The organism is Streptomyces sp. NPDC013317, from assembly GCF_055563155.1.
Map to the genome: position 1 here is coordinate 276,452 of NZ_JBVHDX010000009.1, position 18,539 is coordinate 294,990.

18 protein-coding genes and 1 other RNA gene are annotated in these 18,539 nt (G+C 72.9%); 9 read left to right on the top strand and 10 right to left on the bottom strand.

Annotated elements, in window-relative coordinates; genetic code table 11:
- The first annotated feature begins 22 nt into the window (after positions 1-22).
- Complete coding sequence (locus tag ACZ3IJ_RS24040) at positions 23-1,465, top strand: RNB domain-containing ribonuclease (protein WP_467471286.1); 1,443 nt, start codon at positions 23-25, stop codon at positions 1,463-1,465.
- Here the strand turns inward: ACZ3IJ_RS24040 and ACZ3IJ_RS24045 are convergent.
- Together ACZ3IJ_RS24045 and ACZ3IJ_RS24050 are read right to left on the bottom strand one after the other, a co-directional pair.
- The gene (locus ACZ3IJ_RS24045; RefSeq protein ID WP_467471288.1) at positions 1,416-2,465 is read right to left on the bottom strand and encodes a hypothetical protein; all 1,050 of its coding nucleotides are present in this window, start codon (positions 2,463-2,465) and stop codon (positions 1,416-1,418) included. The genes ACZ3IJ_RS24040 and ACZ3IJ_RS24045 overlap by 50 nt on opposite strands.
- A complete protein-coding gene (locus ACZ3IJ_RS24050; protein WP_467471290.1) occupies positions 2,462-3,229 on the bottom strand; it encodes a MerR family transcriptional regulator in 768 nt (255 codons plus the stop codon). The genes ACZ3IJ_RS24045 and ACZ3IJ_RS24050 overlap by 4 nt, the downstream gene beginning before the upstream one ends.
- A 77-nt stretch (positions 3,230-3,306) precedes the next feature.
- Here ACZ3IJ_RS24050 and rnpB point away from each other — a divergent pair.
- Positions 3,307-3,707: RNase P RNA component class A (gene rnpB, locus ACZ3IJ_RS24055), an RNA gene on the top strand.
- A 36-nt stretch (positions 3,708-3,743) separates the two neighbouring features.
- Here the strand turns inward: rnpB and ACZ3IJ_RS24060 are convergent.
- A complete protein-coding gene (locus tag ACZ3IJ_RS24060; protein ID WP_467471292.1) occupies positions 3,744-4,058 on the bottom strand; it encodes a MazG-like family protein in 315 nt (104 codons plus the stop codon).
- Between the two features lie 44 nt (positions 4,059-4,102).
- Between ACZ3IJ_RS24060 and ACZ3IJ_RS24065 the strand changes: the two genes are divergently transcribed.
- Together ACZ3IJ_RS24065 and ACZ3IJ_RS24070 are read left to right on the top strand one after the other, a co-directional pair.
- Positions 4,103-5,116: a hypothetical protein gene (locus ACZ3IJ_RS24065; protein ID WP_467471294.1), complete on the top strand. Its 1,014-nt coding sequence runs from the start codon at positions 4,103-4,105 to the stop codon at positions 5,114-5,116.
- A 63-nt stretch (positions 5,117-5,179) separates the two neighbouring features.
- Positions 5,180-5,503 carry a nuclear transport factor 2-like protein gene (locus tag ACZ3IJ_RS24070; protein ID WP_391797675.1) on the top strand — a complete coding sequence of 108 codons (324 nt, stop codon included), beginning with the start codon at positions 5,180-5,182 and terminating at the stop codon, positions 5,501-5,503.
- 32 nt (positions 5,504-5,535) lie between these two features.
- On the opposite strand, the gene ACZ3IJ_RS24075 is transcribed toward ACZ3IJ_RS24070, so the two are convergent.
- Positions 5,536-6,315 (bottom strand): SDR family oxidoreductase, encoded by a 780-nt coding sequence (locus ACZ3IJ_RS24075; RefSeq protein WP_467471297.1) that lies wholly within the window; start codon positions 6,313-6,315, stop codon positions 5,536-5,538.
- 135 nt (positions 6,316-6,450) lie between these two features.
- Between ACZ3IJ_RS24075 and ACZ3IJ_RS24080 the strand changes: the two genes are divergently transcribed.
- On the top strand, positions 6,451-8,094 hold the full coding sequence (locus tag ACZ3IJ_RS24080; RefSeq protein WP_467471299.1) for an alkaline phosphatase D family protein: 1,644 nt from the start codon (positions 6,451-6,453) through the stop codon (positions 8,092-8,094).
- On the opposite strand, the gene ACZ3IJ_RS24085 is transcribed toward ACZ3IJ_RS24080, so the two are convergent.
- Positions 8,081-9,082 (bottom strand): Gfo/Idh/MocA family protein, encoded by a 1,002-nt coding sequence (locus tag ACZ3IJ_RS24085; protein ID WP_467471301.1) that lies wholly within the window; start codon positions 9,080-9,082, stop codon positions 8,081-8,083. The genes ACZ3IJ_RS24080 and ACZ3IJ_RS24085 overlap by 14 nt on opposite strands.
- 77 nt (positions 9,083-9,159) lie before the next feature.
- On the opposite strand from ACZ3IJ_RS24085, the gene ACZ3IJ_RS24090 reads away from it, so the two are divergent.
- The gene (locus ACZ3IJ_RS24090) at positions 9,160-10,434 is read left to right on the top strand and encodes a multidrug effflux MFS transporter (protein ID WP_467471303.1); all 1,275 of its coding nucleotides are present in this window, start codon (positions 9,160-9,162) and stop codon (positions 10,432-10,434) included.
- Between the two features lie 9 nt (positions 10,435-10,443).
- Positions 10,444-11,445, top strand: coding sequence for a small ribosomal subunit Rsm22 family protein (locus ACZ3IJ_RS24095; protein ID WP_467471305.1), 1,002 nt, complete (start codon positions 10,444-10,446; stop codon positions 11,443-11,445).
- A gap of 68 nt (positions 11,446-11,513) precedes the next feature.
- Here the strand turns inward: ACZ3IJ_RS24095 and ddaH are convergent, their stop codons facing one another.
- On the bottom strand, positions 11,514-12,347 hold the full coding sequence (ddaH, locus tag ACZ3IJ_RS24100; protein ID WP_467471307.1) for a dimethylargininase: 834 nt from the start codon (positions 12,345-12,347) through the stop codon (positions 11,514-11,516).
- 165 nt (positions 12,348-12,512) lie between these two features.
- Between ddaH and ACZ3IJ_RS24105 the strand changes: the two genes are divergently transcribed.
- Entirely contained in the window at positions 12,513-13,148 is a 636-nt protein-coding gene (locus ACZ3IJ_RS24105) for a TetR/AcrR family transcriptional regulator (protein ID WP_467471309.1), read from the top strand.
- A gap of 100 nt (positions 13,149-13,248) precedes the next feature.
- Positions 13,249-14,019: a bifunctional DNA primase/polymerase gene (locus tag ACZ3IJ_RS24110; RefSeq protein WP_467471311.1), complete on the top strand. Its 771-nt coding sequence runs from the start codon at positions 13,249-13,251 to the stop codon at positions 14,017-14,019.
- 136 nt (positions 14,020-14,155) lie between these two features.
- Here ACZ3IJ_RS24110 and ACZ3IJ_RS24115 read toward each other — a convergent pair whose 3' ends face one another.
- The 4 genes from ACZ3IJ_RS24115 to efeO are packed head-to-tail and all read right to left on the bottom strand — an operon-like array spanning position 14,156 to position 18,470.
- Positions 14,156-15,181, bottom strand: a complete 1,026-nt coding sequence (locus ACZ3IJ_RS24115; protein WP_467471313.1) for an SCO2278 family lipoprotein — start codon at positions 15,179-15,181, stop codon at positions 14,156-14,158.
- Positions 15,144-16,019: an iron uptake transporter permease EfeU gene (gene efeU / locus ACZ3IJ_RS24120; RefSeq protein ID WP_467471315.1), complete on the bottom strand. Its 876-nt coding sequence runs from the start codon at positions 16,017-16,019 to the stop codon at positions 15,144-15,146. Before efeU ends, ACZ3IJ_RS24115 begins: the two co-directional genes overlap by 38 nt.
- Positions 16,020-16,035: 16 nt before the next feature.
- Positions 16,036-17,304 (bottom strand): iron uptake transporter deferrochelatase/peroxidase subunit, encoded by a 1,269-nt coding sequence (gene efeB, locus ACZ3IJ_RS24125; protein ID WP_467471317.1) that lies wholly within the window; start codon positions 17,302-17,304, stop codon positions 16,036-16,038.
- Positions 17,305-17,315: 11 nt separating this feature from the next.
- Entirely contained in the window at positions 17,316-18,470 is a 1,155-nt protein-coding gene (gene efeO, locus ACZ3IJ_RS24130) for an iron uptake system protein EfeO (protein ID WP_467471319.1), read from the bottom strand.
- Positions 18,471-18,539 lie beyond the last annotated feature (69 nt).

Genomic DNA, 18,539 nt, shown 5'->3' on the forward strand with positions numbered 1-18,539 from the left:
CCCCCCGCCATACGCTCGGTCCATGCCCCGCCGCCACATCCACGTGACCTGCGCAGCCGAGGCTCCCCTGCGGGCCGCGCTCCGCGCACTGCGTACCGAGCCGGCGATCCCCGACGCCTTCCCGCCGGACGTCCTCGCCGAGGCGGAGGTGGTGGCCAAGGCGCCCCGCCTCCCCGGCCACGACGCCACCGACATCCCGTTCTTCACGATCGACCCGCCGACCTCCACCGACCTCGACCAGGCCATGCACCTGGCCCGCCGCGCCGACGGCGGCTACCGCGTGCACTACGCGATCGCCGACGTGGCCGCCTTCGTCGCCCCCGGTTCCGCGCTCGACGCCGAGGCCCACCGCCGGGTCCTCACCCTCTACTTCCCCGACGGCAAGGTCCCCCTCCACCCCGCCGTCCTGTCCGAGGGCGCCGCGAGCCTGCTGCCCGGCGAGCCGCGCCCCGCGCTGCTGTGGCGGATCGACCTCGACGCGGAGGGCCGCCGCGTCGCCACCGACGTGCGCCGGGCCCTCGTCCGCAGCCGCGCCAAGCTCGACTACGCCGGCGTGCAGGCCTTGATCGACGCGGGCGCGGCCGAGGAACCGCTCGCCCTGCTCGAGGTCGTCGGCTCGCTCCGTGAGGCCCTGGAAGCGGAACGCGGCGGGATCTCCCTCAACGTGCCCGAGCAGGAGGTCGTCGAGCGGGACCACACGTACGCCCTGGCCTACCGTGCCCCGCTGCCGGCCGAACGCTGGAACGCCCAGATCTCGCTCCTGACCGGCATGGCCGCCGCCGACCTGATGACCGCCGCCGGCACCGGGATCCTGCGGACGCTCCCCACCGCGCCCGTCGGCGAGGTCGCCCGGCTGCGCCGCTCGGCGCACGCCCTGGGCGTCGACTGGCCGCACCACGTCTCGTACGCGGACGTCGTCCGTCACACCGACCCCGCCAACCCCCGCCACGCCGCCTTCCTGCAGGAGTGCACGACCCTGCTCCGCGGCGCGGGCTACAGCGTCTTCGCCGACGGCTCCGTCCCGACGCCCGCCGTCCACGCCGCCGTGGCCGACGAGTACACCCACTGCACCGCGCCGCTGCGCCGGCTGGTCGACCGGTACGCGGGCGAGCTGTGCCTCGCGGCCGTGGCGGGCGAGGAGCCGCCGGAATGGGTACGGGCCGCGCTCCCCTCGCTCCCCGACGAGATGGCGACCGGCTCACGGCGGGCCAACACCATCGAGCGCGAGGCCGTCGACATCGTCGAGGCGGCGCTGCTCGCCGGGCGGATCGGCGAGATCTTCGACGCGTACGTGATCGATGTGAAGGAGCGCGAACCCGCCGTCGGGACCGTCCACCTCGACGACCCCGCCGTCGTCGCCCCGATCGAGGGCGGCGCCGCGCGGCTGCCGCTCGGGGAGTGGCTGCGGGTCCGGCTCACGCAGGCGGACCCGCTGTCGGCGAAGGTGCGGTTCGCCCCGGCGTGAGCGGCTGCGCGGTGGCCGCCGGTGCGGTGACCGGCGGCGCGGTGACCGGCGCCGTCCCGCCGACCTGCCCCACGGAGGCCTGCCCCGCGCCGGCCTGCCCCACGGAGGCCTGCCCCGCGCCGGCCTGCCCCACGGAGGCCTGCCCCGTGCCGGCCTGCGCCGTACCCACCCGCCCCGTGCCGGCTTGCCCCGTGCCGGCCTGCGCCGGCACCGCCTGGGCGAGGGCCCGGTAGAAGGCGCGGGCGTCGTCCGCGTGACAGCGCACGATCCGCACGGCCCGGGGGCCGCCGAGGAACCGGGGCGCGTCGACCGGCTCGGTCAGCTCGATGGTGACGGAGGTCTGCGAGGCGACGGCGAGGTTCAGCTCCCCTTCCGTCTTCTCGTGGGTGAACCGCACCTCGTGCCGGACGGCGGCGATCAGGCCGAGCGGGATGTGAAGGTCGATGTGGGCGGCCTGCCGGAGGCGGAGCGCGTCGGAGGTGAGGACGTGCGGCCGGACCACGGAGGCCGCGTGGATCCCGAGGACGAACAGGATCCCCGAGTACACGTCCAGGACCAGCACGATCGCGTGGGCGACGGGCCAGTCGGCGAGCAGGTAGGACATCCCCACGGTCTCGACGAGACAGACGAACGCGAAGCCGTACATCAGGGCGGCCTGGTCGCGGGCGTGCGGGAACACCTGGGCCCCGGGGCGTACCCCGCCGCGGCGCCGGGCCACCCACAGGCCGAGGCTCGCCAGCAGCCGCAGTTCGTGCCCGATGAGCCGGAGCACGGGGACGGGCACCAGTTCGCGGAAGGACTGCCGCGTGGAGAGCCCCCGACGCCGGAGGCCCAGGTACGCCACGAGGCCGGCGAGGGCGAGCAGAACGGTGAGGGCCTCGGCGGCGGCGAGGACCGGCACCGGTATCCGTACACCGGCGACGAGACAGACCGCGAGGACGAGCTCGGCGGGCAGCGCGGTGTACGCGACCCCGCGCATGAGCCGGATCAGGGCGGTCACGGGGCCCGCTCCGCGACCAGCCGGAGGGCGTGGAGGACGGCGGCGGACTGGGCCGGGGAGAAGTCGCCGAAGAAGGTCTCGGCGAGCTGCCCCTGCGGTACGCCGCCCTGCTCGCCGAGCTGAGCGGCGATGGAGTCCGGCAGCAGGCCGGCGAGGGCCTGCCCCGTCTCGGCCACGCGCGGGTCGTCCCGGTCCGCGTCCGCGAGGGCGTCGAGGCGGGCGTACACGTCGTGGGCGCGGGCGACGGCTTCCGGGTCCGTGGTCATGGCGCGCATGGTGGCGAGGAGCCGCGTCCGCTCCTCGTCCGGTGCGACGGTGTCGAGGAGGGCGAGGATCTCACGGTCCATGACAGCCATGGGGGACTCCGGGACCTCACCCAGGCCCGCGAACAGCTCGGCCAGTTCGGGCGAGACGGGGCCCTCGGCGGTCAGCCGTCCGGCCCGCGCCTCCCCTAGCAGCTCGGCCAGGCGCTCGCGCCGCTCCCGGATCACGGTCTCCTGCCGCGCGAGGTCGGCGTCCAGCTCGCCGAGCACCTCCACGAGCTCCCGCCCCTCGTCGTCGGCGAGCACGTCCCGCACCTCGTCGAGCCCGAGGCCCAGCTCGGTCAGACGGCGGATCCGGGCGAGCAGGACGGCGTCCCGGATGCCGTACTCGCGGTAGCCGTTGGCCAGCCGTAGGGGCTCGGGCAGCAGCCCGAGATGGTGGTAGTGCCGCACCGCCCGCGGGGTGACCCCGACGAGCGCGGCGATCTCGCCGATTCGCATGGGGCCAGTAGAAACCCTGACGCTGCGACAAGGTCAAGCGAGCGCCGGGCGACGGGTAGCATGGTCGGCACGGCAGACGAGCCGGGCGGGCGGCCGCGTGGGGATCCTCGGATCCTCCCGAGGAACGTCCGGGCTCCACAGGGCAGGGTGGTGGCTAACGGCCACCCGGGGTGACCCGCGGGACAGTGCCACAGAAAACAGACCGCCGGGGACCTCGGTCCTCGGTAAGGGTGAAACGGTGGTGTAAGAGACCACCAGCGCCTGAGGTGACTCAGGCGGCTAGGTAAACCCCACCCGGAGCAAGGTCAAGAGGGGTCGTCCCCGGACGACTCTGCGCGAACGATCGAGGGCTGCCCGCCCGAGTTCGCGGGTAGACCGCACGAGGCCGGCGGCAACGCCGGCCCTAGATGGATGGCCGTCACCCCGACGACCGCGAGGTCCCGGGGTACAGAACCCGGCGTACAGCCCAGCTCGTCTGCCCCTCAGGCCTCAGGCCCCTGACCGGGCCGCGCCGTCACTCCGGCAGGGAGCGCTCGGCCACCCGGCGCAGGTGGCCCGCGAAGACCTCGGCGGCGTCGGGGGTCAGCGTCCGCAGCGCCACCATCGCCGTGATGATCACGTCGCACAGCTCGGACTCGACGTCCTGCCAGGTGTGCGAGGCGCCCTTGCGCGGGTTCTGCCCCGTGGCGCCGATGACGGCCTCCGCGACCTCGCCGACCTCCTCCGAGAGCTTCAGGACGCGCAGCAGCACGTCCTGCTCCGGCGGGAGCGTGTGGTGCGCGGAGATCCAGGAGGTGAGGCGGTCGACTGTGTTCCACGGCTCGGTCATGAAGCGGAAGCCTGCCAGTTCTCCAAGGTCGGTAGGGTACGCGCGTGATATTCAGGCGTGCGCGGCTCCAGGCCGCCGTGAGTGACTTCGAGACCGCCGTACGGGCGCAGGACGGTGCTGCCGCCGAACGCGCCTTCGCCCGTCTGCACCAGGCTTTCGGGCGGGCCGGCGACGCGGAGTTGCCGGAGGCCGGGCCCCGGCTCGCGGCGTTCCTCTCCGAGGTGCCCCCGGGGCCGCGCGCCGTGACGGCGGTGATGGTCGGGGCGTGTGTGGAGCGCGGGGCCGACGCACTCGCCTGCGCTCCCGCCGTGTTCGCGGGGGCACGTGAGGCGTTCGAGGCCGCCGAGGCGTTCTGCGATCGGTGGGCGGCCACCGGCGGCGGTGACCTGCCGGGCCACGAGGACGGCGACCTGACGGAGGCCCACATCGAGCGGGTCGGCTTCGAGGCCGTCGTCGGCTGGGAGTCGCTTCCGCAGTGGGAGATGGCCTGCGTCGCGATGCTCAACGCGAGGGCGGTACGGCGCGAGGCGGCCGGCAAGGCGGAGCTGCGGGCGGTCGTGGAGCGCGTCCGAGAGGCGTCGGGGGGCCCGTTCAAGTGCCTCGCCTACGCCCTGGACGTGCTGGACGACGAGCCGCTCGTCGTGCTCGACCGGAAGACCGGTGCCGGTTTCGCCGTACGCGTCTCCGGGATCGGCGACAACTTCCAGCTGCATACCCTCCTCGCCGACGCCCTGATCGGCGGCGGACATCTGCCCGGTACGGCGCCCTCCCCGCAGGCCGTCGCCTGCTGCCGGGACCAGCCCGGGATGATCTCGACCACCGGCTCCTTCAACCTCGTCGCTGCCGACGGCGAGTGGATCTGGAACGAGGGCAACCCCTCCGAGATCCCGGTCGTCGACGGCGTACGGCTCGTGGTCCTCGACCCGCCCCCGTACGAGCGGAGCTGGCCTGCGGGCCGGTTCTTCCCCGGGATGACCGGCGAGCTCGTCCTCGACCGCGTCCTGCCCGAGAGGGAGGCCGCGGCCCTGCTCGGCCAGGTGGCCGAGTCCGTCCGCTGAGCCGCGCCACACACGCGGCCGGGGTCCGTGGGGATCGGCATGGGGCGGTGTACGGGTAGGGCCATGACGATTCCCGTGGACAGACTCACCGATCCCGCCGTGCGCGCCTTCGTCGCGGCCCTCAACGCCAACGACCGTGACGCGTTCTTCGCGGTCCTCACGCCCGGCGCCACCATGTCCGACGACGGCTCCGACCGGGACGTCGAGGAGTGGACCGACAAGGAGATCTTCTCCTCGCGCGGCCACATGGAGATCGAGTCCGAGAAGGACGGCGGGCACGCCCTCGTCGCCCGCTACCGCAACGACACCTGGGGCGAGATGCGGACCGCCTGGAGGTTCCAGGTGCAGGACGGAAAGGTCACCCGCTTCGAGACCGGCCAGGCGTAGCCCGCGAGGGGCGAGGGGCCCTCCGAGGCCCCCTACCCCCGGCCGATGTACGGCATGGCCGTCGCCATCACCGTCGCGAACTGCACGTTCGCCTCCAGCGGCAGGGCCGCCATGTGCACCACCGTGGCCGCCACGTCCGCCGCGTCCATCACCGGCTCCGCCGCCAGCTCGCCGTTCGCCTGCAGGATCCCCGACTGCATCCGCGCCGTCATCTCCGTCGCCGCGTTGCCGATGTCGATCTGACCGCACGCGATCCGGTACGGGCGGCCGTCCAGCGAGAGCGACTTCGTCAGACCCGTCATCGCGTGCTTGGTCGCCGTGTACGCGATCGAGTGCGGGCGCGGGACGTGCGCCGAGATCGAGCCGTTGTTGATGATCCGGCCGCCCTGCGGGGACTGCTCCTTCATCACCCGGAACGCCGCCTGGGCGCACAGGAACGAGCCGGTCAGGTTCACGTCCACGACCGAGCGCCAGGTCTCGTAGGCCAGGTCCTCGACCGGGGTCCCGCCGCCGGCGAACGTCCCCGCGTTGTTGAAGAGCAGGTCGACCCGGCCGAACCGGTCCCGTACCGACTCGAAGAGCCGCGTCACCTCCTCCGGTGACGTCACGTCCGTCGGGACGACGTACGCCGCGTCGGCCGCCGCCAGGGCGCCCGGTGTCTCCGCCACAGCGCCCGCCGTCTCCTCCAGGGGCTCGCGCCGGCGTCCCGCGAGCGCCACCGACCAGCCCGCCTCGGCCAGGGCCAGGGCCACCCCCCGGCCGATGCCCGATCCCGCTCCCGTCACCACAGCGATGCGCGACTCAGTGCTCATGGGCGCGCAGCGTACGTGAGACCGGTGCACAGGGAACTCATCTGTCCGACACGCGGATGTTCTGTACCCGACAACCCAGGGACGTCCCGCGCCACTCCAATGCCTGACGGACAACATCCGTCAGGGGAGGGGCGTATGACGTACGCACAGACACCCAAGCCGAACCATTCCGACGAACTCCGCGCCGCCGCACGGCACTTCGGGCGCCGCGGCTTCCTCACCACCGCGGGCGCCGCCGCCGCGCTCGCCCTCGCGGTCCAGCTGCCCGCCGCCGGCACGGCGAGCGCCGCCGAGCTGAATCCGCGCCGCATCACCGAGGACCCGTTCACCCTGGGGGTGGCATCCGGCGACCCGCTGCCGGGCTCGGTCGTCCTCTGGACCCGGCTCGCGCCCCGCCCCTTCGACGCCGACAGCGGACTGCCCCGGGAGCGCGTGGCGGTCCACTGGGAGCTCGCCCACGACGAGCGCTTCGGCCGGACCGTCCGGCGCGGCCAGGTCACCGCCCACCCCGAGTTCCAGCACAGCGTCCACGTCGAGATCGACCACCTCGACCCGGACCGGGTGTACTTCTACCGCTTCCGCGCCGGCGCCTGGACCAGCCCCGTCGGCCGTACCCGGACCGCGCCCGCCCTCGGCGCGCGCATAGCGGACCTCAAGCTCGCCGCCGTCTCCTGCCAGGCGTACCACGACGGCTACTTCACCGCCTACGGCCACCTCGCCCAGGAGGACCTCGACGTCGTCTTCCACCTCGGCGACTACCTCTACGAGTACGCCGTCAACGCCACCGGCGGCGCCCGCGCCTACACCGACCGGCGGCTGCCCGCCGCCTTCAACCGCGAGACGCTCACCCTGGAGGACTACCGGCTGCGGTACGCCCTCTACAAGTCCGACCCCGACCTGCGGGCGGCCCATGCCGCGCACCCCTTCGTGGTCACCTGGGACGACCACGAGACCGAGAACAACTACGCGGGCGACACCCCCGAGAACGACGTGCCGCCCGAGGAGTTCCTGCTCCGCAGGGCCGCCGCCTACCGCGCCTACTGGGAGAACCAGCCGCTCCGCAGGGTTCAGCGGCCCGAAGGCCCGGACATGCGGCTCTACCGCCGCCTCCGTTTCGGCCGGCTCGCCCAGTTCGACATCCTCGACACTCGCCAGTACCGCTCCGACCAGGCGTACGGCGACGGCTGGCGGGTCCCCGGGCCGGAGTCCGAGGACCCGAGCCGCACCATGACCGGCGCCACGCAGGAGCGCTGGCTGCTCGACGGCTGGCGCGACTCGCACGCGCTGTGGAACGTCGTCCCGCAGCAGGTCGTCTTCGCCGAGCGGCGCGACGTGCCGACCGACGCCTTCAAGCTCTCCATGGACTCCTGGGACGGCTACCCGGCCTCCCGGCAGCGGATCCTGGACGGCGCGGCGGCGGCCGGCATCGAGAACCTGATGGTGCTCACCGGCGACGTCCACGTCGGTTACGGCCTCGACATCAAGGCCGACCACCGCGACCCGTCCTCGCGCACCCTCGGCACCGAGATCGTCGCCACCTCCATCGCCAGCGGCAAGGACGGCGCCGACCGCCCCGCCAACTACGACAACCTCACCGCCGCAAACCCGCACCTGAAGTTCTACAACGGGCGGCGCGGCTATGTGACGGTCGCGCTCGGCCGGGAGAGCGCCCGCGCCGACTTCCGCACGGTCCCGGCCGTGACGACCCCCGGCGCCCCGGTCGGCACGGCCGGGTCCCTCGTCACCGAGGCGGGCAACCCCGGGCTCACCCCGGCGTGACCGACAGCTCCCCGGGATAGCGGACGCCGATGCGGTCACGTACCGCGTCGAGCGTCCGCATCACGGCGAGGGAACCGTCCAGCGGTACGAGCGGGGACTCCGTCAGGCCCGCCCGCAGACAGCGCGCGACCTCTGCGGCCTCCGGCAGCAGCGACTCCCGGTCGCCGTCGAGGACGAACTCCTCCGGCTCCCGGCCCTGGCGCCGCAGCGTGAAGCGGTCGGGGAAGAAGAAGCCGGCGGGGACGTCGATCCGGCCCGCCGATCCGGTCACCGACGCGGCCATCGGGGTGTCCGCCACGAGGGAGCAGGACAACAGGGCCGAGGCCCCCGAGGACCAGCCGAGGAGCATCCCGGTGTTCAGGTCCACGCCCTCGGGCGAGAGCAGCGCGTGGGCCTGGACCGAGTCGGGCTCGCCGAGCAGCAGCTGGGCGAAGGAGACGGGATAGACCCCGAGGTCCAGGAGCGCGCCGCCGCCGAGGGCGGGGTCGCGCAGCCGGTGGCCGGCGGCGAACGGGCCCGCGAGCCCGAAGTCCGCCTGCACCGTCCTGACCTCGCCGACCGCCCCGTCCGCGACCAGCTCCCGGATGCGCCGGACCAGCGGATTGCAGTACATCCACATGGCCTCCATCAGGAAGAGACCCCGGTCCCGGGCGAGGGCGGCCAACTCCTCCGCCTCGCGCGCGTTCAGGGTGAGAGCCTTCTCGCAGAGGACCGGCTTCCCGGCCTCCAGGGCGAGCCCGGCGGCCTCCCGGTGCGCGTGGTGCGGGGTCGCCACGTACACCACGTCGACGTCCGGATCGGCGACGAGCCCGGCCCAGTCCCCGTACGCCTTCGGTATCCCGAACCGGTCGGCGAAGGCCCGCGCCGACCCCTCCGTACGGGAGGCCACGGCCACCACCTCGGCGTCGTCCGCCGCGCTCAGGTCCCCGGCGAACTTCGCCGCGATGCCGCCCGTCGCCAGCACGCCCCACCGCACGGTCTTCCCCATGCCCCACCCCACGAAAGTCTCGGCCCGTTCCGACGAGCTGAGAGCATAGGGAAAGTTTCAACGAAATGGAGCAGTCGATGCCGGAGAGCGGCCAGCCCACGAAGCGGGGACCCCAGGCGCACATATCCGCCGGTCCCGCAGCCCCCGCACGGCGGGCGAGCCTGCTCGTCACGCTCGTCCTCGGCGGTCTGACCGCGCTCCCGCCGCTGTCGATGGACATGTACCTGCCGGCGCTGCCGGAGGTCACCGAGATGCTGCGCTCGCCCGCGGCGACCGTGCAGCTGACGCTGACCGCCTGCCTCGCGGGCATGGCGCTCGGTCAGCTCGTGGTCGGCCCGATGAGCGACCGGTGGGGCCGCCGCAGGCCGCTGCTCATCGGCATGCTCGTATACGTCGCGGCCACCGCGGTCTGCGCCTTCGCCCCCACGGTCGAACTGCTCGTCGGCTTCCGGCTGCTCCAGGGCCTGGCGGGCGCGGCCGGCATCGTGATCGCCCGGGCCGTCGTGCGCGACCTGTACGACGGCGTCGCGATGGCCCGCTTCTTCTCGACCCTGATGCTGATCTCCGGCGCCGCCCCGATCATCGCCCCGCTCATCGGCGGCCAGATCCTGCGGATCACCGACTGGCGCGGTGTCTTCCACGTCCTCGCCGTCATCGGTGTGCTCCTGACCCTGGTGGTCTGGAAGTGGCTTGAGGAGACGCTGCCGCCCGAGCGGCGCCACGAAGGCGGTGTCGGGGAGGCGCTGCGCACCATGCGCGGACTGCTCGCCGACCGGGTCTTCACCGGCTACATGCTGGCCGGCGGGCTCGCCTTCGCCGCGCTCTTCGCGTACATCTCGGCCTCCCCGTTCGTCGTGCAGGAGATCTACGGCGCCTCGCCGCAGACCTTCAGCCTCCTCTTCGGCCTCAACTCCGTCGGCCTCGTCGCCGTCGGTCAGATCAACGGCAAGCTGCTCGTCGGCCGGGTCAGCCTCGACAAGGCGCTGGGCTGGGGTCTCTGCGTGATCCTGTTCGCCTCGGTGGCACTGCTGCTCATGACGAGCGGGGTCTTCGGGGAGCCGGGGCTCGCGCCGGTGGCCGCCGGGCTCTTCGTCCTGATGTCGGCGATGGGCCTGGCGATGCCCAACACCAACGCGCAGGCGCTGATGCGCACCCCGAACGCGGCGGGCTCCGCCTCCGCCCTGCTGGGCACCTCCTCGTTCCTCATCGGGGCGGTCGCCTCGCCGCTCGTCGGCATCGCGGGCGAGGCCACGGCCGTGCCGATGGCCGTGGTGCAGCTGGTGTGCGCGGCCGGGGCGCTCGCCTGCTTCCTGGGGATGTGCCGGCCGTGGCGCCCCCGTGAGGCCGCCTAAAATGTGGAGGTGAACGCCTCCCCCTCCCTCCCCTCCGGCGACGAGCTGCGCGCCGCGCTCGCCGGACTGCTCGCCGGGCTGCCGCCGCGTCAGGCGACGCAGGCCGTCGACCGGCTGATCGCCAACTACCGGGGGACCACCCCGACCGACGCCCCCGTGCTGCGGGACCGCTCCGATGTAGCCGCCTACGCCGCGTACCGGATGCCGGCGACGTTCGAGGCGGTACGGGCGACGCTCGGCGCCCTGCGGGACGCGGCCCCCGACTGGGAGCCGGCCACGCACACCGACATCGGCGGCGGCACCGGAGCGGCGGGCTGGGCGGTCGCCGAGGCCTGGGACGGCGCCGCGCGCACGACCGTGCTCGACTGGGCAGAGCCCGCGCTGGCCCTCGGCGAGGAGCTGGCCGACGGGGTCTTCGACGCGGAGTGGCGGCGGGCCCGGATCAGCGGGGCGCTGCGCCTCGACGCCACGGACCTGGTGACCGTCAGCTACGTCCTGAAGGAGCTGACCGAGGCCGACCGCCGCGCGGTCGTGACCGAGGCGGCGCGGGTGGCGCAGGCGGTCGTGATCGTCGAGCCGGGCACCCCCGACGGCTACGAGCGGATCATCGCGGCGCGCTCCCTCCTCGTGGAGGCCGGCTTCACCGTCGCCGCGCCGTGCCCGCACAGCGGGACGTGCCCGATCGAGCCGGGCAGGGACTGGTGCCACTTCGCGGCCCGGGTGAGCAGGTCGTCGCTGCACCGGCAGGTGAAGGGCGGCTCGCTGCCGTACGAGGACGAGAAGTTCGCCTACGTGGCGGCGACCCGCTTCCCCGTCCTGCCCGCGGCCTCCCGGATCACCCGGAAGCCCCAGATCCGCAAGGGCCAGGTCCTGCTGGACCTCTGCGGCCCCGAGGAGACCGGCCTTGCGCGCGAGACGGTCACCAAGCGGCACGGTGCGCTCTACAAGGCGGCGCGCGACGCGCAGTGGGGCGACCCCTGGCCCCCGGAGCCCCCCGAACCCTCGGAGTAGGGCCCGGGAGGCGGGGGCAGGGGCAGGGCCCGGGTGACAGGGGCCCGGGCAGGGGCCGCCCCCGGGGCTCACCCCTGGGCGGGGCGCAGCTCCTGGGTGCAGCACTTCACGCTGCCGCCGCCCTTGAGCAGCTCCGACAGGTCCATGCCGAGGGGCTCGAAGCCCCGGTCACGGAGCGGTTCGAAGAGCCCCACCGCCGCCTGCGGCAGCAGCACGTGGTGACCGTCGCTCACCGCGTTCAGGCCGAGCGTCGCCGCGTCCTCCTCCGTCGCGAGCAGGGCGTCGGGGTAGAGCCTGGCCAGCACCTCCCGGCTGCCGGGGGAGAAGGCGCCGGGGTAGTACATGATCTCGTCGCGCGCCGGGTCCAGGACGCAGAGCGCCGTGTCCAGGTGGTAGTAGCGCGGATCCACCAGCTCCAGGCCGATCACCGGGCGACCGAAGAACTCCTGCGCCTCCAGGTGCGAGAGCGGGGTGGAGCGGAAGCCCCGGCCGGCCAGGATCCAGGACGAGGTGACGGCGAAGTCGCCCTCGGCCTCGTTCACGTGCTCCGGCACGCGGACCTCCGCGTAACCGTTTCCGCGGAACCAGTCCAGATGCGCCTTCTCCTCGTCCGTACGTTCCGGATATGCGAACTTCGCGCCGAGCACGCGGCCGTCCACCACGGTCGCGCCGTTCGCCGTGAAGACCATGTCGGGCAGGCCCGGGACCGGGTCGAGCAGTTCCACGGTGTGGCCGAGCGCGCGGTACCTGGCCGTCAGGTCCTCCCACTGGGCGAGGGCGAGCGGCAGGTCGACCGGCTTGGTGGGGTCCATCCAGGGGTTGATGGAGTACGTCACCTCGAAGTGCGTGGGTGGGCACATCAGATAACGGCGGGGCGAGGCCTCGCGCGGGGTCTGGCGCAAAGAGAGCTCCTCACGGACGGAAGAACAGTCGTCGGACGGAGCCCATGGTCCGCCCTCGAACGGCTCCGCGCAGTGGACCGTTCGGGTGGTTCACCGAACGTTCGGTCCGGGTATCGGAAAGCGCAGGCGAGACGCATCGTCTCGCCAGGCTGTTAGATTGGTGCCATGCCCGACACGAAGAGCCCTGCCGCTAAGGGCCCCGACGCCACCCGGCGCAGCGAGCGCTCCCGCCGCGCCATCTACGAGGCCGCACTCGCGCTCGTCTCCGAGACCGGCTACGCCAGGACGACCGTCGAGGGCATCGCCGCCCGCGCCGGGGTCGGCAAGCAGACCATCTACCGCTGGTGGCCCTCCAAGGCCGCCGTCCTCCTCGAAGCCTTCCTCGACCTCGCCGCCCAGGCCAACGAGGCCCTCGGCGGCGACGCCGACAGTGAGATCCCCGACACCGGGGACCTTGCCGCGGACCTCAAGTACGTGCTCCGCGCCACGGTCGACGAGCTGAACAACCCCACCTACGACGCCCCCTCCCGCGCCCTGGCCGCCGAGGGTGTCGTCAACCCCGAGCTCGGCGCACAGTTCGTCGAGAAGCTCCTCGAACCCCAGCTCCAGTACTACGTACGCCGCATCGAGGCAGCCCAGGCCGCCGGCGACATCGACCCCGACGTGGACCCGCGCATCGCCCTCGAACTCCTCGTCGGCCCCCTGAACCACCGCTGGCTGCACCGCACCCTGCCCCTCACCCACGCCTACGCCGACACCCTCGTCGACTACGCGCTGCGCGGGCTCGCGCCCAGGGCGTAACCCCGTTACGTACCCCGGTTGGGGACTCCGGTCACCTGGAGCACCGGAAGATGCGACGATGGGCAGAGCCGAACGGGCGAGGACAGGTGTGAGGGGATAGATGGGCGACGGTATCGGCCGCTACCGCGGCACGGAGAGCAGGCTTCCGCAGTGGCTGCGCAGGCGGCCCAAACGCACCGCGGCCGAGGACGAGAACCGCCGCGAGAACCTGCTCCTGGCCACCGCCGCCGCCGGACTGCCCCTCGCTCCCGCCGCGTACCCCGTCGGCTACCGCTGTTCCTGCGAGCGCATCGGCTGTCCCACCCCCGCCCGGCATCCCGTCTCCTTCGCCTGGCAGACCCAGTCCACGACCGACCGCGCCCAGATCGAGCGCTGGGCCCGGAACGAGCCCCAGGCGAACTTCGTCACGGCCACCGGCATGGTCCACGACGTCCTCGACGTCCCCCTGGAGGCCGGGCGGGCAGCCCTGGAGCGGCTCCTCGACCAGGGCGTGGAGGTCGGACCGGTCGCCGAGTCCGCCGACAGCGCCGGCGACGGCGGCCGGATGCTCTTCTTCACCGCCACCCGCGGCACCCCCGAGGACGAGGACGAGTGGTGGCCCTGCGAGCTGGACTGCCATCCGGAGACCATGGACGAGCACCCGGGGCTGCGCTGGCACTGTCGCGGCAGCTACGTGCTCGTACCGCCGGCCCGGCTCATCGGTGACGAGGAGGAGCGGCCCGGAGTCAGCTGGGTCCGCGGCCCCGAGCACCCGCTGCCCGATCCGCTGAACCTCCTGGAGACGCTGACCGACGCCTGCGCCCGGCACGCGGCCGAGCAGGGGGACCAGCACACCGGACACGAGGTGGCCTGGCCGCTCGGCCGCCGCTGAACCGGAGCGGCCGTGCACCGGAAGGGCCCTGCGGGCTCTCCGCGTGCTTCGAGCTCGCCACGCACCACGCCCGCCACGCACCACGCGCGCGACGAGCCTCTCGCGCCCGGTGAAGCCCTACGCGCCGGACGAAGCCCTACGAGCCCTTCGCGCCCGTGACGCCCTGGAGTCGGCCCGCGACCGTGACGCCGTCCGCGTCCGTGCCCGCCGGCTTCACCAGCACCGTCTGGCTCGACACCCACTCCTTGGTGACGGTGTTCTTGACCTCGCCCGTCATCAGCGCCTTCACATCCGGATCGACCTTGGGGCGGTAGCCCTGGGCCGCCGTCTGCTGCTCGAAGTACCGCGTCGCGAAGAAGACCAGGGCCCCGCCGTCCTCGGTCGCGAGGGCCAGCGGCGCGAAGTCCCCGGCGTCGGTGACCTGGTCGGCGTACTGCGTCGCGAGCCCCACGCGCTTGGCGCCCTTCTCCCGCTCCTCACGCCAGAGCGTGGTGTGCGGACCGGCGGCGAACTGGCCCCGCTCCCCGCCGCCGAGGAACGAGACGTAGTCCCGCCCCAGATCCTTGGGCGCGACGGCGAGCCCCGCGGAGTCCGCGGGGACCGCGACCCCGAAGCCGCCCTCGGTCTTGAACGCGGGGATCTCGTCCGGGGTCAGGATCGCCAGATAGGCGACCTCCCACAGCTGGTCCGCGCCGTTGCGCACGAAGACCAGGAGCCAGCGGTTGTCGCCCCGGCCGTCGTCGGCGTCCCGGTTGGAGTCGGTGTCCGCGAGGAACCAGCGCGGCCAGCCCGCCTTCTTGGGGAGGACGTACGTCGCGTCCGTCAGCTCCAGGGGCTGATGCTGCGGGTTTCCCCCGGGCGCCGTGATCGAACGGGACCTCAGACCGGCCTGGTTGATCGCGCCCAGCGCGCCGGTGACCCGGTCCGCGTCGAGCTTCGGATCGTGCGCCTTGTCGGCTTTGTTGTAGGCGTCGGTGAAGTCCTTGAGGGCCTGCTCGGCCTCGGCCTTCGTCGCCGCCGGGATCAACTCCCGCTCGCCGTGCACCGTCACGCAGCCGCTCGCCGTCAGCGCCAGTATGGCCGCCGCCGTCACCGCCACGAACACCCGGGACGGTCGTCCCGGCTCAGCGAGTGCCCTCGACGGTCCCCTCAGCCTTCTCATCGGTCGCCTTCTGCTCCTTCACCGGCACGGACGGACCCGACCCTACCGGGGCCAGGAACAGTGCGAGCGTCGGGACCAGATAGAGCACCCACACCGTGACCTGAAGAACCGTCGGATTCGGCTGGAAGTTGAAGACGCCCTTGAGGAGCGTCCCGTACCAGCTGTCCGGCGGGATCGTCGCCGAGATGTCGAAGGCCTTGTCCGCGAGACCGCCCAGGAAACGCGCCTCCTGGAGGTCGTGCACGCCGTACGCGAGGACGCCCGCCGCCACCACGACCAGCATGCCACCGGTCCAGGTGAAGAACTTCGCCAGGTTGATCTTCAGCGCGCCCCGGTAGAACAGCCAGCCCAGCAGCACCGCCGTCGCGATGCCGAGCAGCACCCCGATCAGTGGCGCGGACGTGCCGTCCGAGGAGGCCCGAACCGACGCCCAGACGAAGAGCGCGGTCTCCAGACCCTCGCGGCCCACGGCCAGGAACGCGGTGGCGACCAGGGCGCCCGTGCCCATCCGGAGCGCCGTGTCGAGCCTTCCGTGCAGCTCCGCCTTCAGATGGCGGGCCGTGCGCCGCATCCAGAAGACCATCCAGGTGACGAGCACCACCGCGAGGACGGAGAGCGAGCCGCCCAGCAGCTCCTGCGCCTCGAACGTCAGCTCCCGGGAGCCGAATTCGAGGCCGGCGCCGAAGGCCAGCGCGATGCCGGCCGCCGCGCCGATGCCGATCCAGACCGGCTTCAGGGCGTCGCGGCGCCCGGTCTTCACCAGGTACGCGACGAGGATGCAGACGACCAGACTGGCTTCCAGGCCTTCGCGCAGGCCGATGAGGTAGTTGCCGAACACGTCGGTCCCTTCCCGTCTAGGAGAACAGCGCCCGGCCCCACCAGTCGTCCTTGTCGCGGACGCCCGGCGGGACGGCGAACAGCGCCGAACCCACGTGTTGGATGTACTCGTTGAGGACGTCCGCGCGGGCCAGCGAGGTCTGCACCGGTACGAAGCCGGTACGGACGTCCCGCTGGTACGCGAGGAAGAACAGGCCCGCCTCCAGGCGGCCCAGGCCGTCCGTGCCGTCGGTGAAGGAGTAGCCGCGGCGCAGGATGGTGGCCCCGTTGTTGCTGTCGGGGTGCGCGAGGCGGACGTGCGCCTCCGGCTTCATGGCCTTCAGGAACGGCTCGTCGTGCTCCTTGGCCTTGCCGACGGGCGCGCCCTCCTTCTTGTCGCGGCCGAAGATGTCCTCCTGCTCGGCCAACGGGGTGCGGTCCCAGGTCTCGACGTTCATCCGGATCCGGCGGGCGACGAGGTAGGAGCCGCCCGTCATCCAGGAGGCCTGCCCCGGGGCGTCCTTCGCGGCCACCCAGACGTGCTTGTCGAGCCCGGCGGTGTCGGTGCCCGCGATGTTGCGGGTGCCGTCCTTGAACCCGAAGAGGTTCCGCGGGGTCTGCGCGTCGGGGGTGGTGGAGGAGGTCTTGCCGAAGCCGAGCTGCGACCAGCGGACGGCGACCCGGCCGAAGCCGATCCTGGCCAGGTTGCGGATCGCGTGCACGGCCACCTGCGGGTCGTCGGCGCAGGCCTGCACGCAGAGGTCGCCGCCGCTGCGGGCCGGGTCCAGGTTGTCGCCGGGGAACCTGGGCAGGTCGATCAGGGCGCCGGGCCGCCGGTCCTTCAGGCCGAAGCGGCCGTCGAAGAGGGAGGGCCCGAAGCCGATGGTGAGGGTGAGCCGGGACGGCTTGAGGCCGAGGGCCTCGCCGGTGTCGTCCGGCGGAGCCTCCGGCAGGCCGCCGTAGGCGCCCTCGCCGACCTCGTGACCGGCCGTCATCCGCTCGGCGGCGCGCGTCCACTCCTGTAGGAGCCGCACCAGTTCGGCGCGGTCGTCCGTCTTCACGTCGAAGGCGGCGAAGTGCAGCCGGTCCTGGACGGCCGTGGCGATCCCGGCCTGGTGGGCGCCGTGGAACGGCACGGCCGAGCCGCCGTCGGCCACGGGGACGGAGGCGTCCCCGGTACGGGCGAGGGCGACGGCGCCGCCGGCCGCGGCGGCGCCGAGCGCGAGCCCGGCACCGCCCCAGCCGAGGACCGTGCGCCGCGAGGCCGGGGTGCGCCCCGGCTCCGTGTTCTCCTGCGCGTCGGACATGTCGGCGTCCCCTACTTCACGACGGCGGCGGCGAGCTTGGAGAGCGGCTCGGCCAGCGCGTTGACGCCGTCCGACAGCTCCTTGCGCTCGGCCTTGCCGACCTTGTCGTAGGAGGTGAAGACGTAGCTCGCCTTGTCCGCACGGTACTTGTCGAGGAGCGTGTTCAGCGCCGCGAACTGCTTGTCGAGCTCGGCGACGAGCGCCGGGTCGTTCTTCGAGGCGACCGGCTTGAGCAGCTCGAAGGACTTCTGCGCGCCCTCGACGTTCGCCTTGAAGTCGACCAGGTCGGTGTGGGAGTAACGCTCCTCCTCGCCCGTGACCTTGCCGGTGGCGACCTCGTCCAGGAGCTCCTTGGCGCCGTTGGCCATCGAGGTCGGGGTGATGTCGGCCTTGCCGACCCGCTTCACCCAGTCCGCGAGGTCCTTGTCGAGGGTGTCGGCGAGCTGCTTCTCGCGGTCGCCGATCTTGTTGTCCTGCCAGAGGGCCTTCTCCAGGCGGTGCCAGCCGGTCCAGTCCTTCGCCGGGTCCTGGCCCTCCTCGAGGCCGTCCTCGCGGACGTCGACCTTCGGGTCGATGTCGCCGAAGGACTCGGCGACCGGTTCGGTGCGCTCCCAGCCGATGCGCGAGTCGGCGTACGCCTTCTTCGCGGCCTCGACGTCACCCGCGCGCACGGCGTCGGTGAAGACCTTCACCTTCGGCAGGGTGCCGTCGGCCTGCGCCTGCACGTACTGGCGGTAGGCGGCGACGGCGGCGTCCATCTCGGGCGAGCGCTTGGCGGCCGCGGCGCCACCGGTGACGGTGACCTTCTGACGGATGCCGTCGCCGGTCATGCCGGGCTTGCAGGCGATCTCGTACTCACCGGCCTTGACCTCGGCGGTGATCGTGGCCTTGGTCCCGGGGCCGATGTTCTCGCGCTCGGTCACGATCCGGTCGTCCGGGTACAGGACGTAGACCTCGGTGACCTTCGTGCCGCGGTTCTCGACGGCGAGCTTCACGTGCCCGGCGGGGAACTCCTTCGTGGAGACCTCGCAGGAGTCGTCCTTGGCGACGACCGTGACGGCGCCGTCGCCGCCCTTGGCGTCGCTCTTCTCGGCGCAGCCCGTGACGGCGGTCAGGGCCGCCACGGTGGCGGCGGCGGTGACGACGGAGAGGCGGGCGGCGCGCATACGGGCTCCAGGAAGGGACGGTGTCGAGGGAAAGGCGGGCCTAACTTAACCGAGGCTTACCTCACCCGA

Coding starts and splice junctions, on each gene's coding strand:
- ACZ3IJ_RS24040 (WP_467471286.1), top strand. CDS start 23: ATGCCCCGCCGCCACATCCACGTGACCTGCGCAGCCGAGGCTCCCCTG.
- ACZ3IJ_RS24050 (WP_467471290.1), bottom strand. CDS start 3,229: ATGCGAATCGGCGAGATCGCCGCGCTCGTCGGGGTCACCCCGCGGGCG.
- ACZ3IJ_RS24060 (WP_467471292.1), bottom strand. CDS start 4,058: ATGACCGAGCCGTGGAACACAGTCGACCGCCTCACCTCCTGGATCTCC.
- ACZ3IJ_RS24070 (WP_391797675.1), top strand. CDS start 5,180: ATGACGATTCCCGTGGACAGACTCACCGATCCCGCCGTGCGCGCCTTC.
- ACZ3IJ_RS24075 (WP_467471297.1), bottom strand. CDS start 6,315: ATGAGCACTGAGTCGCGCATCGCTGTGGTGACGGGAGCGGGATCGGGC.
- ACZ3IJ_RS24080 (WP_467471299.1), top strand. CDS start 6,451: ATGACGTACGCACAGACACCCAAGCCGAACCATTCCGACGAACTCCGC.
- ACZ3IJ_RS24085 (WP_467471301.1), bottom strand. CDS start 9,082: ATGGGGAAGACCGTGCGGTGGGGCGTGCTGGCGACGGGCGGCATCGCG.
- ACZ3IJ_RS24090 (WP_467471303.1), top strand. CDS start 9,160: ATGCCGGAGAGCGGCCAGCCCACGAAGCGGGGACCCCAGGCGCACATA.
- ACZ3IJ_RS24105 (WP_467471309.1), top strand. CDS start 12,513: ATGCCCGACACGAAGAGCCCTGCCGCTAAGGGCCCCGACGCCACCCGG.
- ACZ3IJ_RS24110 (WP_467471311.1), top strand. CDS start 13,249: ATGGGCGACGGTATCGGCCGCTACCGCGGCACGGAGAGCAGGCTTCCG.
- ACZ3IJ_RS24115 (WP_467471313.1), bottom strand. CDS start 15,181: ATGAGAAGGCTGAGGGGACCGTCGAGGGCACTCGCTGAGCCGGGACGA.
- efeB (WP_467471317.1), bottom strand. CDS start 17,304: ATGTCCGACGCGCAGGAGAACACGGAGCCGGGGCGCACCCCGGCCTCG.
- efeO (WP_467471319.1), bottom strand. CDS start 18,470: ATGCGCGCCGCCCGCCTCTCCGTCGTCACCGCCGCCGCCACCGTGGCG.